General features: G+C 46.3%; 15 protein-coding genes and 1 pseudogene. 4 read left to right on the top strand and 12 right to left on the bottom strand.

Going from position 1 to position 14928, the window contains the following annotated elements:
* Nucleotides 1-20: 20 nt before the first annotated feature.
* From ACH33_RS08120 to ACH33_RS08090, 7 genes are all read right to left on the bottom strand, one after another.
* Nucleotides 21-1223: a thiolase family protein gene (locus ACH33_RS08120; protein ID WP_175493602.1), complete on the bottom strand. Its 1203-nt coding sequence runs from the start codon at nucleotides 1221-1223 to the stop codon at nucleotides 21-23.
* Entirely contained in the window at nucleotides 1220-1975 is a 756-nt protein-coding gene (locus ACH33_RS08115; RefSeq protein WP_057898559.1) for a 3-hydroxyacyl-CoA dehydrogenase family protein, read from the bottom strand. The genes ACH33_RS08120 and ACH33_RS08115 overlap by 4 nt, the downstream gene beginning before the upstream one ends.
* Nucleotides 1959-2816 carry a 3-hydroxyacyl-CoA dehydrogenase family protein gene (locus ACH33_RS08110; protein ID WP_057898558.1) on the bottom strand — a complete coding sequence of 286 codons (858 nt, stop codon included), beginning with the start codon at nucleotides 2814-2816 and terminating at the stop codon, nucleotides 1959-1961. Before ACH33_RS08110 ends, ACH33_RS08115 begins: the two co-directional genes overlap by 17 nt.
* A gap of 15 nt (nucleotides 2817-2831) precedes the next feature.
* A complete protein-coding gene (locus tag ACH33_RS08105; RefSeq protein ID WP_057898557.1) occupies nucleotides 2832-3608 on the bottom strand; it encodes an enoyl-CoA hydratase-related protein in 777 nt (258 codons plus the stop codon).
* A 14-nt stretch (nucleotides 3609-3622) separates the two neighbouring features.
* Nucleotides 3623-4396, bottom strand: coding sequence for an enoyl-CoA hydratase-related protein (locus tag ACH33_RS08100; protein WP_057898556.1), 774 nt, complete (start codon nucleotides 4394-4396; stop codon nucleotides 3623-3625).
* 56 nt (nucleotides 4397-4452) lie between these two features.
* The gene (gene paaK / locus ACH33_RS08095; protein WP_057898555.1) at nucleotides 4453-5778 is read right to left on the bottom strand and encodes a phenylacetate--CoA ligase PaaK; all 1326 of its coding nucleotides are present in this window, start codon (nucleotides 5776-5778) and stop codon (nucleotides 4453-4455) included.
* A gap of 88 nt (nucleotides 5779-5866) precedes the next feature.
* Nucleotides 5867-6652 (bottom strand): enoyl-CoA hydratase-related protein, encoded by a 786-nt coding sequence (locus ACH33_RS08090; RefSeq protein ID WP_057898554.1) that lies wholly within the window; start codon nucleotides 6650-6652, stop codon nucleotides 5867-5869.
* A 557-nt stretch (nucleotides 6653-7209) separates the two neighbouring features.
* Between ACH33_RS08090 and brnQ the strand changes: the two genes are divergently transcribed.
* Nucleotides 7210-8547, top strand: a complete 1338-nt coding sequence (brnQ, locus tag ACH33_RS08085) for a branched-chain amino acid transport system II carrier protein (protein ID WP_156424019.1) — start codon at nucleotides 7210-7212, stop codon at nucleotides 8545-8547.
* Between the two features lie 31 nt (nucleotides 8548-8578).
* Here brnQ and ACH33_RS08080 read toward each other — a convergent pair whose 3' ends face one another.
* Nucleotides 8579-9868: a TolB-like translocation protein gene (locus tag ACH33_RS08080; protein WP_162265012.1), complete on the bottom strand. Its 1290-nt coding sequence runs from the start codon at nucleotides 9866-9868 to the stop codon at nucleotides 8579-8581.
* Nucleotides 9869-10222: 354 nt separating this feature from the next.
* On the opposite strand from ACH33_RS08080, the gene ACH33_RS08075 reads away from it, so the two are divergent.
* Together ACH33_RS08075 and ACH33_RS08070 are read left to right on the top strand one after the other, a co-directional pair.
* A complete protein-coding gene (locus tag ACH33_RS08075; protein WP_057898552.1) occupies nucleotides 10223-11764 on the top strand; it encodes a spore germination protein in 1542 nt (513 codons plus the stop codon).
* Nucleotides 11761-12870: a GerAB/ArcD/ProY family transporter gene (locus ACH33_RS08070; RefSeq protein WP_057898551.1), complete on the top strand. Its 1110-nt coding sequence runs from the start codon at nucleotides 11761-11763 to the stop codon at nucleotides 12868-12870. Before ACH33_RS08075 ends, ACH33_RS08070 begins: the two co-directional genes overlap by 4 nt.
* 88 nt (nucleotides 12871-12958) lie before the next feature.
* Here the strand turns inward: ACH33_RS08070 and ACH33_RS08065 are convergent, their stop codons facing one another.
* The 4 genes and pseudogenes from ACH33_RS08065 to ACH33_RS08050 form a co-directional block, all read right to left on the bottom strand.
* The gene (locus ACH33_RS08065; protein ID WP_057898550.1) at nucleotides 12959-13273 is read right to left on the bottom strand and encodes a DMT family transporter; all 315 of its coding nucleotides are present in this window, start codon (nucleotides 13271-13273) and stop codon (nucleotides 12959-12961) included.
* Between the two features lie 16 nt (nucleotides 13274-13289).
* The gene (locus ACH33_RS08060) at nucleotides 13290-13643 is read right to left on the bottom strand and encodes a DMT family transporter (RefSeq protein ID WP_057898549.1); all 354 of its coding nucleotides are present in this window, start codon (nucleotides 13641-13643) and stop codon (nucleotides 13290-13292) included.
* Between the two features lie 32 nt (nucleotides 13644-13675).
* Nucleotides 13676-14251 carry a TetR/AcrR family transcriptional regulator gene (locus tag ACH33_RS08055; RefSeq protein WP_057898548.1) on the bottom strand — a complete coding sequence of 192 codons (576 nt, stop codon included), beginning with the start codon at nucleotides 14249-14251 and terminating at the stop codon, nucleotides 13676-13678.
* 110 nt (nucleotides 14252-14361) lie between these two features.
* Nucleotides 14362-14523 (bottom strand): annotated as a pseudogene (locus tag ACH33_RS08050) (metallothiol transferase FosB); the annotation flags it as partial.
* A gap of 21 nt (nucleotides 14524-14544) precedes the next feature.
* Here ACH33_RS08050 and ACH33_RS20070 point away from each other — a divergent pair.
* Nucleotides 14545-14877 carry a hypothetical protein gene (locus ACH33_RS20070; RefSeq protein WP_091260612.1) on the top strand — a complete coding sequence of 111 codons (333 nt, stop codon included), beginning with the start codon at nucleotides 14545-14547 and terminating at the stop codon, nucleotides 14875-14877.
* The last annotated feature ends 51 nt before the right edge of the window (nucleotides 14878-14928 follow it).

The following is a 14928-nucleotide window of genomic DNA, read 5'->3' as shown; positions in this document are numbered from 1 at the left end:
TTCTCCTTGTGCCCCCACTACTATACCGTCTCTACAAGCGTCGCAAGTCCCTGGCCACCCCCAATGCATAAAGAGACGACACCATATCGTTTGCCACGACGCCGAAGTTCGTATAAAATCGTGCCCAAAAGCCGAGCGCCGCTCATCCCAAGCGGATGGCCGAGCGCAATGGCACCGCCGTTCACATTCGTTTTTTCCATTGGAAGTCCTAATTCGCGAATGCAGGCAAGCGACTGGGACGCAAAGGCTTCATTTAACTCAAATAAATCAATGTCATCAATCGAAAGCCCGGTCTCCTTCAAAAGCTTACGGATGGCGACTACCGGGCCAATGCCCATAATCCGCGGATCTACCCCGCCGCACGCAAAGTGCACGACACGGCCCAATGGCTTGACTCCATACCGCTTGATTTTGTCTTCGCTCATCACCAACACCGCAGCCGCCCCGTCATTAATGCCGGATGAATTGCCCGCCGTTACCGTTCCGTTTTTGCGGAACGCCGGCTTAAGCTTCGCCAGTGCCGCAAGCGTCGTGTCGCGGCGAGGGTATTCATCTTCCGCAAACACAACAGGGTCGCCCTTACGTTGCGGAATTTCCACCTGCACGATTTCCTCCGCAAATTTTCCAGCGTCGATCGCCGCAACTGCGCGCCGCTGGCTTTCCAACGCAAATTTATCTTGGTCTTCGCGACTAATCTCGAATTTCTCAGCCACGTTTTCGGCCGTATCCCCCATGGTTAGTTCCCCGTAGATGGATACGGGCGCCGAACGAGGGCCGCCGAACGACTCCATTAACGTCTGAGGCCCCCGTTGATACGGCTGCGAGAATTTCTCTAGAATATACGGCGAACGGGTCAGGTTTTCCACACCTCCCGCCAGCATCACATCCGCATGTCCGGCCTGAATGGATTGAACCGCGAGATTAATCGCTTCCAGTCCCGAAGCACAGACCCGGTTCACCGTAAGCCCCGGCAAAGATTCCGGTAGTCCAGCTTTCAACAGGCCGACGCGCGCAATATTGATGAATGGACCGGCCGAAATGACATTGCCCATAATCACGCCGTCGACTTGCTCGCCTGTTATCTGTGCACGGTGCAGCGTTTCTTTCATTACAACGGCAGACAAATCGTCGATCGGCACGTCTTTCAAACTGCCGCCCAGCTTACCGATCGGCGTCCGCGCGCTGGCTACTATATACGCTTCTCTTCTGGTTCCCGTTATCATGCTATCGGCACCTCTTGTCCGTCATATGTGTAAAACCCTCGGCCGCTCCGGCGTCCGATCCGTCCGGCTAACACCATTTTGCGCAGCAGCGGAGCTGGACGATAACGCTCTTCCAACATATTTTGGTGTAACCCTTTAATCACGGCATATATTTCATCCAGACCGATCATATCCGCCCACTCCAGCGGGCCGTACGGATAGTTCGTGCCTTTCTTCATGGCCGTATCAATATCTTCGGGCGTCGCCGTGCCTTCCATGACCGTGAAAATCGCTTCATTAATAATAAGCGAAAGAATGCGCGGAAATACGAGTCCGACTTCGTCTTCTACCGTTTCTACCTCTTTGCCGAGCGATTCCAAAAAAGCGGAAGCCTGTACCATAAACGTTCCTTCGGTCTGCAAAGCCGGCGCCATTTCAATCAGCTCGCGCGCCGCAAGCGGCGCAAATGTGCCAAATCCTACAATGCGCTGCGGATGCACCGCCCACGAGGCAATCTCAGTCGCCGTCACGGCAAGCGATGTAGAAAGAAGCGGCACATCCGGTGCAAGCACGCTATCCAAATCCCGCACGGCCGCCTTTTTCGTCTCCAGATCAAAATTCGTGACTTCAACGGCTACCGTAATATTTCCACCGTACTCTTTTGCTTCATCTATTGAAAGAACGCGGTACCCTTTTTCCAACATCGCTTCGCGCAACTCTTGCTCCAGGGGACTTGTGCCGGCGAGAACCACCGCCTTATTTGCTGTAATCATAAAATCCCTCCCCTGTTTTCCGGCCCAGGCTTCCCGCCTGCACCATCCGCTGCTGAATTCGACTCGGCTTAAAACGCCCTTCATAGAAGAAATTTGTGTACACCGATTCGGTCGTCGCAAAGTTAATATCAATGCCAATCATGTCCTGCAATTCGAACGGCCCCATCTTAAAGCCACCCGCTTTTTTCATAATCCGGTCGATCTGTTTCGGCCCTGCCACGCGGTCACTCATAATGCGCAACGCTTCATTATAATAAGGACGCGCCACGCGATTGACGATAAAACCAGGCGTATCCTCGACCAGAACTGGAACCTTGCCCAATTCTTCTGCAAATCGGTATACCCGATTCACGTTTTCCGTGCTTGACTTTTTCCCGCGAATGACTTCTACAAGCGGCATAACCGGCGCAGGATTAAAGAAATGAAGTCCAAGAATACGTTCCGGATGTTTCAGACCGCCTGCGATTTCCGTAATAGAAAGAGAAGACGTATTCGTTAACAGTAACGCGTCTTCCCGACAAATAGTAACGAGGGAAGCAAAAATCGATTTCTTAAGCGCAAGCCGCTCCGGCACCGCTTCAATTACGATATCGCACCCTCGGAGCCGATTCATATCTTCTACCGGGGATACTCTCGCGTACGTTGCTTCTTTTTCTTGTTCCGTCATCCGGCCTTTCTCAACATTGCGGGTCAATGTCGCCTGCAAATACGCTTGCGCTTTTTCCAGCACGTTCCGATCCGCGTCCAGCAAAAGCACGCGGTGCCCTTTGCTAGCACACACGAGGGCGATACCCGCCCCCATCGTTCCGGCGCCGATAACCCCGATCTGATACGCTGTCATATCCTCTCCTCCTTGCTATTTTCCTGTGAAAACAGGAGAGCGCTTTTCCAAAAATGCCTGCACGCCCTCTTTGTGATCCGCAGTACTGCCCGCAATGTCCTGACAGTACGCTTCATATTCAAGCGTCTCCTCCAAATTCATTTCCACTCCCTTGTACATCGCCCGTTTAATTAAACCGATGCTTTTCGTCGGCAATTTCGCTAGACGCGCGGCGTATTCTTTCACTTCGGCTTCAAAGTTTTCGGCCGAACAAATTTTGTTGGCAAGCCCGATACGGTACGCTTCCTCAGCCGAAATTTTTTCGCCTGTCATCGCCAACTCCAGCGCTTTGCCGATGCCGACAATGCGCGGCAAGAAGTAACAGCCGCCTGAATCCGGCACAAGTCCGATGTTGATAAATGCATTAGTAAAGAACGCCTTCTCTGATACAAGCCGAATATCGCATGCCAGCGCTAGACTCATGCCTGCGCCCGCCGCCACGCCGTTCACTGCGGCAATAACGGGTTTTTCGGTATTTCGGATTTGCATAATCATTGGATTATAGCGCTTGCGCAAAAACTCGCCAAAATCAACTTCTACCCCCTGCATATCGCTTAAATCCTGGCCCGCGTTAAACGCTTTTCCGGTGCCAGTAATGATAAGGCAGCGAACGTCTGAGCTTTTCCCGGCCTGTTTTAACGCGTCAATTATTTCTTTGTGCATTTTCTCGGTGAACGCATTGAATTTTTCCGGTCGATTGAGCGTAATCGTCGCTATTCCTTCCATCACATCATATAAAATCGTCTCGTACATAATCATGCGCCTCCTTAGCGTCCGCTGAATTTCGGCCTGCGCTTCTCAATAAAAGCGCGCATGCCTTCTTTTTGGTCTTCGCTCGCAAACAGCAAATAAAAACAATTGCGTTCATAATCCAATCCTTCGCTCAATGGATTGTCGATCGCTTTCAGCACGGATTTTTTAATCAACCGGGCCGCAATGGGAGGTTGCTCCGCAATTTTCCGTGCGAGTTTCATCGTTTCGTGGAAGTACATTTCTACTGGCACCACTTTATTCACCAATCCGTAGCGCAGCGCTTCGTCCGCCGAAATCGGCTCTCCCGTCAACAGCATTTCCATCGCTTTCACCTTGCCGACCGCTTTCGTCAGGCGTTGCGTACCACCTGCGCCCGGCATAACGCCAAGCTTAATTTCCGGCTGTCCTATTTTTGTCGTCTCTGAAGCGATTATGATGTCACAATTCATCATCAGCTCGCAGCCACCACCAAGCGCAAAACCGCTTACAGCCGCAAGAATCGGCTTCGAAATGCCCGCGATACGATCCCAAACAGCGAATTGATCTTTCAAAAGCATTGAAATTGCCGCTTCATCGGCCATCTCACCAATATCAGCCCCAGCCGCAAACGCCCGCTCATTTCCCGTTAGTACGATGGCGCGGATCGAATCATCCCGATCCATCCGTTCCAGTTCGGTCACTAATTCGTCGATGAGCTGCAAATTAAGCGCGTTCAACACTTCTGGACGATTCAGCGCAATCACACCGACCGCGCCTTCCCGCTCTACTTTAATGTAGTCATACCCCATACTCCGCCCCCCTATAAAATAAAAGATTGCGAAAAAAAAGATAAATCAAACAAAAACTACGACAGTACCTTGTTACGATTATCGACGATGCGCACCGCCTTGCCTTCACTGCGCGGAATCGTATTCGGCTTTCCTAGACACAACCTGACAGACACGCCCAGCGTGTTCTTCATTTCATGACTGATTGCTTTTACAAGACGTGCTACTTCTTCATTTCCTTCCAGCGTCACAACCTGGCTCATGTATTCTGGCGTTGTTTCACAATGAATTTCAAAACTGTCCAGCGGGCCTTCGCGTTTAATAACAACCTGATAGTGTGGAGCAAGCTGTTTAAATGTAAGCAGCACCGATTCAATTTCAGTCGGAAACACGTTCACCCCGCGAATAATAAGCATATCGTCTACGCGACCTTTAATGCGGGACATACGCATGCTCGTCCGTCCGCACTTGCACGGTTCCGGATTCAACGACGCAATATCTCCGGTGCGGTAGCGAATGACCGGGAACGCCTGCTTAGTCAGCGATGTAAACACAAGCTCTCCTTGTTCACCATATGGCAGCGGCTCTCCGGTTTCAGGGTCCACAACTTCGGCAATAAAATGATCTTCCACGATATGCAGGCCATCCTGTGCCTCATAACACTCAATCGAAACGCCAGGTCCCATTACTTCGCTCAATCCGTAAATATCCACCGCTTTAATGCCGAGTTCTTCCTCCAACTGTGCGCGCATCTCTTCGGACCACGGCTCCGCTCCAAAAATGCCGTATTCCAAGCTCGTCTCGCGCGGGTTGAGCCCCTGCTTCTTCATTTCCTCCACAATGTTAAGAATATATGACGGCGTACCGGAAATGCCGCGCGGACGAAAGTCCTGAATCAGCGTAATCTGACGGGGCGTATTACCGCCAGATACCGGAACAGCAACGGCTCCCAAATATTCAATACCATAGTGCAAACCGAGACCGCCCGTAAACAAACCGTAGCCATACGCATTGTGGAATATATCACCTGGGCGGCCTCCCGCACAGCAAATGGCGCGAGCCACCATTTCCGACCAATTCTCAATATCTTGTTTCGTATAGCCAACGACGGTCGGTTTGCCTTTCGTACCAGAAGAACCGTGAATGCGCACAATATCTTCCTGTCCGACCGCGAACAGGCCAAACGGATAATTTTCACGCAGATCGGTTTTCTTCATAAACGGAAGTCGGCGCAAATCCTCTAGCGACTGAATATCTTCCGGTTTGATGCCCGCTTTGGCAAACGCTTCCCGATGAAACGGCACGTTTTCGTACGCACGCTTTACCGTCTCTTTCAGCCTTTCAAGTTGCAGTTCTTCCATCTTTCTCCTTGACATCGTTTCCATTTCCTTATTAAAAATCATACTGCTTCCCTCCTTATTCTGCCCTTCAAACGTTTGCGCTTACAGTTTTGAATTACAAATATATTCAGTCATTTTTTGTCATATTCGCTTACTCCCCTGAGAACACGGGCTTTCTTTTTTCACGGAACGCCTCCAGCGCTTCTACTCGGTCTTTTGTCGGGATAATGACTTCATACGCTTTACTCTCCAGATCGAGCCCTGTCTGCAAATCAACGCTGCTTCCCTTATCGATCGCGTATTTCGCTTGATACACGGCGAGCGGCGCGTTGGCGATTATTTCTTCTGCCAGAACCCGCGCTCTCTCCCGCGCTTCTTCAACCGTCTCAGACACTCCGTTTAAAATCCCGTATTCATATGCTTCGGCCGCGGTAATCTTGCGCGCGGTCAAAATTAATTCTTTTGCTTTCGATGGCCCAATTAGACGCGGCAATCGCTGCGTACCACCTGCTCCCGGAATAATGCCAAGGCTTACTTCAGTCAGTCCCATTTTTGCATCCCTTACCGCAAACCGGAAATCGCAAGCAAGTGCCAGTTCAAAACCACCGCCAAACGCAAACCCGTTAATTACCGCAATCGTCGGTTGAGGCATTCGCTCCAGCGCAGAGAATACGTCTCGAATTTTACGCACATTTCGGCGCACCTGCTGTTCATTGAGCGTACGGCGCTCTTTCAAATCGGCCCCGGCGCAAAACGCCCGCCCTTCCGCCGCTACCAGCACAACACGAATATCTTTCGGATTTTGTGCAATTTCTTCTACAATTTCTCCCAGGCGGACAAGTGTGGCATAATTCAAAGCGTTCAATTCATTTGGACGGTTTAGCTTTATTGTCGCGATATACTGTTCTCTCTCAAGCACTACAGTTTCCGTTTCCATGCACACCTTCCTCTCTTCATCTTTTGTGCAGAAATCACACAAATTTTTATGACAAAAATTTATATAACGTTATTTTAACGTAAATTATAATTTTAGTATAATTGCACTGTAAATATAGCGTCAATAAATTTTTATTATTTTTGCAAGGATAAATATATTATTTTATCGAAAAATTCCACCCGATCCATCTGTTTACAACAAAAGAAACACGCTCCACATAGAAAAGGTAAAGAGTGCGCGCAACCCCTTACCCCTATCGAAAAAGCCCTTTACTTCAATAATTTTCGCAATCGTAATCAGTTTTTCAAGCATCCTTTCTGTAGGTATCCCCAAGTTCATGATTCCACAAATTTAATATCAAAAAGATTATTCTATTTTTAAAATTTAAAATTTCATTTCTACACTTGTAATAAACTGCGAGAGATTGATATAATCCTGCTATTATTTATGAGTAAAACAACAGGCAAGTTTGTTACGATTCATGTCCTCGCCGCACGGCATCAGGAGCACGCTCAAGTTATTCAATAGAAGAACAGAACAAAGAAGGTGATTGGACATTGAAGAAGTTCACGAAGAAACATCTCATATTTGTAAGCTTTATGTTGTTTTCCATGTTTTTCGGGGCTGGTAATCTTATTTTCCCCGCTTTTCTCGGCTTTTCCGCTGGCGAACATGTTTGGATTTCTCTTACCGGTTTTATTCTATCTGCGGTCGGGTTGCCGATTTTGGGAGTCGCCGCCGTCGCCAAAGCCGGCAGTTTCCAAACGCTTGCCCGCCGTGTTCACCCGGTGTTTGCCTTTATTTTTCCGCTCATTATTTATCTGTCCATCGGACCGGGACTGGCGATTCCGCGCGCGGGAAGCCTAGCGTTTGAAATGGGGGCAGGGCCGCTGCTACCTGAGGATTGGGCCACCGCTCCAGCCGTTCTGCTCATCTACACGGCCATTTTTTTCGGACTGGTGTTCTGGCTAAGTCTTTCGCCATCTAAACTGGTGGATCGTTTCGGAAAACTATTGACACCCATTGTCTTAACACTTATTTTCATCATTTTTATCAAAAGTCTAACAATGCCGACAAGTGAGACTGGTACACCGCAGGGAGATTATGGACCTAACCCGTTTTTCCAGGGATTTTTGGATGGATACTTGACCATGGACGCGCTAGCATCGCTCGTCTTCGGGATTGTGGTGGCAAACACGCTGCGAGCGAAAGGGGTAGAGAACAAGAAGACATTATCCACCTGCGTTATGTATGCCGGGTTTGGGGCCGGATTACTGCTAGCAGCCATTTATCTTATTCTTGGATTCCTCGGTGCCTACGGCGGTCCCTACGGACAGGTAGAAAACGGGGCCCAAGTCCTCACACATGTTATGGCTCACTTGTTTGGCCAGAGCGGCACGATTCTGCTGAGTGTTGTGTTTACCTTGGCTTGTTTATGTGTATCCATTGGCTTGGTCACGTCATGCAGTCAATTTTTCACAAGCGTCTTTCCGCGTGTTCCATATAAAACATGGGCCATCATTTTCTGTGTATGGAGCATGGCAACCGCAAACCTAGGGTTGACCGAAATTTTGAATGTATCCGTTCCGATTCTTGGTGCCATTTATCCTGTCGCGATCGTACTCATCGTTTTGGCACTGGTTCATGATTATATAAGAAGCTATTCTTCGATTTACATCGTAACCGTAACATTTGTCGGCCTTTTCAGTATGGTTGATATGATAAACACAGCGTTCTTGGCACATAAATGGAACATGGTACTGGTAAAATTTCCGCTGTATGCACACGGGATCGGCTGGCTTGTGCCCGCGCTTGCCGGAGTGATCATCGGCTATACCATTGACTTGATGAAGCACCCCGGCAAAAGAGCGCCTGTCGAAAAGGAAGCAGCGTGAAAAGCGGCGCATGCTCTGAACAATGAAACGTTCAATCTTGATAAACGGAAAACGTTGCAGGCAAAAAATTGCCGTAATATCCTGGATTCCAATCAATCCCGCGTATCCATTCTACAGGTTTAGAAGCAGAAAAAGATTGAAAATACAGCGAGCCAACAGGTTGTTTACTTAATGATGAACGCAGAAAGAGGAAACCTTTGCCGTCCGCGAGCGGTACCGCATGATAGTCCGTAACCGTTCGCGCGGCTGAAGTTACCGCTTGCTCATTCCCATCGCTCGTCCTTTGCCAAATGCGGCGGTTTTGGTAATCGTTCCACTTCGTGACCGGGCCACGTATAAAGAGAAGACGCGCCGGAGAGGAAGGGCTCCAAACAGGCTGAATATCCGCTGTTCCTTTCTGTCCGGCTTGTACAATCTTCCCGGATTTTGTATAAAAAATACAAAGCGCTTTATCGCTTACTGCTTCTCTCCCCTCTCCATCGATGTAAGCGAGCTGTGTGCTATCAGGTGACCAAGCAAACCAAGCGGGATATTTCAGTCCTCCCCCAAGCGCAATTCGCTGTTTCGTTTTTATATTTATTGCTTCAATGTCATTGGCATCAGCGGACATTGAACCAGAGTTCGGCCGAATAAAGTAGGCAAGATACTCTCCATCAGGCGACCATTTCATGCCAACAATAGCCGATGAATATATTTCTTCCTCCGCTTTTTTTGTTTCGCCGATATTAAATAATACACTGCTTGTTCCATCGAGCGCGACACGTTCCACCGTCATTGGGTGTTGCTCCGTTCTCATATATGATACCGTGAGGCTTTTTCCGTCCGGATGCCAAGTAAAGTCTTCTACATACGGCCTGTCAGACACAATGGCAGTAATTACAGGTTTATCCCCTTTCAAATTTGCGACTTTAATGGAGCTATACCTCTTATCTTCCGGTTTACTAAAATGGGATGTCATATAGGCAATCATAGCACCTGTGGGCGACCAAGCCTGATGCCCTTCAATGATGTCCGCATCTTTTTCTACTAAGCGCCAAATTTTTTTGGTCGGGTTGACAACCCACAGCTCTTTTGTATGATCATAGTCTTCTTTCTCTTCCCACATGTAAGCGAACCATTCTCCTGTCGATGACCAACCGATAGGGGATGCGATACCTTTTTTCGTTAATGGAACAGGTTGCGCGCCTGCCTGATACCCATTTACAAACCAAAGGGAGTGTTGATTTACAAAAACGACTTTTGCAGGAAAATACGCCTGCTGTACCCGTGCTGGACTATTTGCTGCCGCGACAGCGGAAATAGAAACCGAAACGAGTAACATGAATAAACATATAAGAAGAAATATTCGCAATTTATAAAACATGTTTCCATCTTCCTCTCTTATGATATGTTAACCTCTATAAGCCAATCTTTATAGGGTATAGATTAACACTTCATTCATTCTCCAAGTTAGAAATAAAATCCTTTTAAAAACAACATGTAGTACGCGCCTTATGAGTTTTTCTTCGTTTACAGAAAGTGCCGTCTGAAAGCCCACGGTTTTAAGCAAAAACAAAGACCGTTCTCCTTCAATCTTATTAAGGATAATACAGTAGAAGCATCTCTTAAGTATATCTATTTATCTAATTCCCTATAATAAACAATATGAAAATGCGCTCACAAAAAAGGTGAAATCATGTCTTTCTTTCGTTATTTTTTGCGGGGTAAACAAGCATTTCGCAGGCAGAAAAAGGATCATGATCTCTTACACAGTATGATCGCCTCTTCTGCCTCCATAAATCTCCAGCATGTATCCATGCTCTTTAGCGGGATTCCTGAGTTTACGATCCGTGAGATTCCATTGAAAACAGGACAGAAGTCTATTCTTGTGTATATGGATGGCCTGGTAGATAAAAACGTCATTAACACGGATATTCTGCGTCCGCTCTTATATGGAGAATATAATGAAAAAGATTCTCTGGAGTCTGCTGTAACAATAGGGCAGATCAAAAAAGTCCAGAAATGGTCGGAGATTGAACAAGCCCTCCTGATTGGAAAAAGCATTCTTTTTATTGATGGACATGACTCTGCCCTTGAACTTGAAACACAGAATTGGCCGGAGCGGGCGATTCAGGAACCACAGGCGGAATTGTCAGTCAAAAACGGCTCACATCAAGGGTTTATTGAAACAGCCGCTCAAAATATTGCCATGATTCGCCGCTACATCCCAAGCCGGGAATTAAAAGTGAAAGAATTAATGATCGGGGAACGAGGACGTGTAAAAATTTCGCTGCTTTACCTGGAAGATGTGGCAAATCCACAAACTCTTCAAGAAGTCGAAAGCAGAATTACATCGCTCCATGTTGATACGATTCTCACCACTGGAGAGTTAAAAGAACTCATTGAAGATAATCTGTATACACCTTTTCCGCAGCTTACCGTGACGGAACGTCCGGATACAGCATCCTCTCATCTCCTTGAAGGGCGAATCGCTATCGTTGTAGACCGCACGCCGGGTGTGTTAATTGGGCCGATGACCTTTTCTGCTTTTTTTCAAACGGTGGATGATTATAATATAGGATGGCTCGCCGCTTCGTTTATCCGACTCCTGCATTTCGCTGGATTTTTCATCGCGATTTTTACACCTGCTTTCTATATCGCGATCATTTCCTTTCATTACGAAGTGATTCCGCTTGAATTGCTTTTATCGGTTGCAGAATCACGGAACCGGGTTCCTTTTCCACCTCTATTCGAAGCGCTGCTTATGGAACTTGTACTTGAAATGCTTCGGGAAGCAGGGGTCCGGCTCCCGACGCCCATTGGTCAAACCATAGGCGTTGTCGGTGGAATTGTCATCGGACAGGCGGCGGTTCAAGCCGGACTTGTAAGCAATATCATGGTCATTGTCGTATCCATCACCGCAATTGCTTCTTTTATTATTCCAAATATAGAAATGTCGAATGGGATACGGCTGATTCGTTTTCCGATGATGCTTCTCGCTTCTGCTTTTGGCATAGTGGGTATCATATCTGGAATGATGGCAGTTTTCGTTCATTTACTCTCTTTAGAATCCCTTGGAGTACCGTATAGTGCCCCCATTTCGCCGTTGCGTCTTTCAGATATGAAAGACACGTTTGTTCGTTTACCGATACAGACGATGAAGAAGCGCCCTGTATCGATTCGGCCCAGCCAATTACAACGGCAAAGGAATAGAAAAAAAAGCAGGGAAGATCAATGAGCAGACTCGTCAAGAAAGAAATAACATTACTCCAGTATATTCTGGCTATTCATGGCACCCAGGTAGGAACCAGCATCCTAACTCTTCCGGCTGAAGTGGCTAAGACGGCAGGCACGGACGGCTGGATCTCGATTATTATCGGATCGATCCTCGCTACAATCGTTAGCTTATGTATTGTTCATCTTATGGCCAATCATCCAGGGGATACCATGCTTGAGCTGATGACACGGTATCTGGGAAAAGGACTGGGAAAAGCCATGATGGTGATCTGGATGTTATATTCTTTATTCGCTATCACGGTCATTCTTTTTGTTACCATATCCATTATTCAAATATGGATTTTGCCGAACACGTCCAGTTATTTAATCGTTACCCTGCTTATGATTAACACCTATATGATTATACGTAGAGGTGTACGGCTCATCGGACGTTATGCCGAGTTTGTTTTTTTCTTTACGCTCGGGCTGCCAATATTATTAATCATCCCGCTCAAAGATAGTCACTGGGTTTATCTGCTGCCCATATTGAAAGAAGGATGGATGCCGATCCTTTCTGCGGTGAAAACGACGACCGTTGCCTTCCTTGGATTTGAGTTGGCGTTTCTTTTCTATCCTTATCTAAAAAATAAAAAAGCCGCAGCCAAAGGGGTTGTGATTGCCAATGCCCTTACCCTGCTTGTTTATCTCCATATTACGTTAAGCTGTTTTGTTTATTTTAGCCCAGATGAAATTACGCAGTTTTTATGGCCCACGCTTACACTTGTCAAGCCGATCGAGTTTCCATTTCTCGAACGAATGGAAATTATCTTTGTAGCATTTTACATTTTTCTTTTTTCAACCTCGTCCATTCCCTACCTTTTTTTTGTTACGGATACCTTTTCTCAGTTGTGTAATAAAAAAGACTGGCAGCTGCCGTACCTTTTGTTGCCGCTCTTTGTGGTTGTTTTCTTCTTCTTCAAACCATCCTATAAAGTGCTTGAACTATGGAAAGAGTGGTGGGGGTGGATAAGTTATTTCACCGCCTATGCGTTCCCGGTTATCTTTCTTTTTTATGTTAAAGGTTATACACATTGGAAAAGGAGGAAAATCGATGATAAAGCAGGCTAAATTCATCCTAGCATGCCTTGACATGCGAGGATCAGCTTAATGACCCTATCTTTAGTCTAAAGAAAAAAGAGAGGGCCAATTAAGAAGTTCATGAAATGAATTTTAGTCCAATTGCCGCCATAAGAACCATACTAATAAACAAAACCCGACGCCATTCTTTTGATTCCCCATATATAAACATACCGACAAGCGCGCTTCCTACCGTGCCAATCCCAGTCCAAACGGCATACGCCGTTCCCATGGAGATCGTTTTCATCGCCTGAGAAAGAAAGAAAAAGCTCAAACAAAATCCCCCAACCAGTATGGCAATTGACTGCCAATTTTTTTGTTTATTTACTTTATTTATTCCTGTTACGCCGACCACTTCGAAAGAGCCGGCTAGGATAAGATAGATCCAACCCATTATCCTCTGTCTCCTTTCATTTCCCTTCCGCTTCAGCTCCAACGTTATCTTCCGATTCTTTCGTAACAACCTTCAGCCCAATTACGCCTATCAATAATAATAAAATAAGCAACACTTTCACCCATTGAAACGGTTCGCCAAACACAAGCATCTCCATGATTACGGTTCCAGCCGTTCCGATTCCTGTAAAAACGGCGTATACGGTGCCAACCGGCAGTCTGCTTGAGGAGCGAATCAACAAATCAAAACTAACGTAAATAGCTATTATCGTCCCAACCCATGTCCAAAAATTATAAGCATGCTTGAGTCCGATAACCCATGCGACTTCAAAAAAGCCGGCAATCAATACCAATATCCAGTTTCGGTTCATTCCATTGCCTCTCCTGTGTTTTTCTTTATTATTCATATAGATAATCCGCGCCAATACAAATACCAGGAAGCATGTAACCTTCTTATGAATCGTTCCGTTCCGCCATATAACATTTCCACGAGGAGCCCGTCAAGCAAACCCATGAACGCGACAGCGGCCCGCTCCGCACCGACAGAACGAATCTCGCCTTCCTCTATCGCTTTTTCAAACACCGGAATAAGAAGACCTTCGAGTTTATCCAGATAAATGTAAACATCGTGCATGACTTCATCGTACAAGTGGGTTGGCGGAAAAAATGTGATGCGTAGCAAAAATTTCGTTCTGTCATCATGCTCATACCGTGCTTTATACTGGCTCAAAAAGTTATACAAACGCTCGTGTAAAGGAATGTTTGCATGACGCGCAAAAAAATGAGTTACAAACTCCGCTTCATCACTAATAACATCCTCGATCACCTTTAGAAAAAGATCGTCTTTTCCTTTAAAATGTGCATAGATCGATGGCTTTTTTATCCCCACCTCATCAGCAATATGTGCAAGGGAAGCCCCTTCATACCCATGTCTGGCAAAATGAGCGAGAGCGACCTTTTTTATGCGATGGATCGTCATCTCCCGTTCACCTCCCTAACGTTCGTTAGTTCATTTTTACACAGATTTTCTAGAAAGTCAACGGACAGAGAATAAAACGTTCTTGTTCCATACTACCGCTGTTCTATCTTTTACAAACCAAAAAATTCCATATGATGCTTTTCACTTCTGTAATAAGATAATCGGTCATTCAAGTTACCTGTGTGAAATTCGAATTTATGTCCATCAGGGTCTGTAAAATAAACGGAACGTTTGTCTTTTTCATCTCTGTCTCTACCCGGAAGAATATTGACGAATACCTCCCAACTAGAATTTTGAATCATTTAGTTTTTCCCTTTTTAATAGTTACGCTAAATCACTCAAAATTCCTGCTTATTAGTGAAATGGCTACGTTCATTCTGCTCCGCTTCTATACAAATCCAAGTACAAAAGCAGCTCGTAAATCAGCACTAATGACCACCACAATCACAAGCGCTTTCTTCTTCGCTGTATATCTCGGTGCTGTAGGCCGCCCCATCTTCCTTAGCGGTTCTGCTGAGCCACAAGTTATGAAAGATAAGGAGTGGGTTTTCTTTTTCAATATAAAGTGGTATGATTATGTATGTTCGCCTTTCTTATGGTTGTTTGATCGTACTTACATCATATAAGAAAATGGCGAATTTTTGTTTTTTCTGATTGAGAATGATTCAACAAGTTCA

This window comes from Aneurinibacillus sp. XH2 (assembly GCF_001439585.2).
Lineage (GTDB): Bacteria > Bacillota > Bacilli > Aneurinibacillales > Aneurinibacillaceae > Aneurinibacillus > Aneurinibacillus thermoaerophilus.
This window is presented reverse-complemented; position numbering and strand designations above follow the sequence as displayed.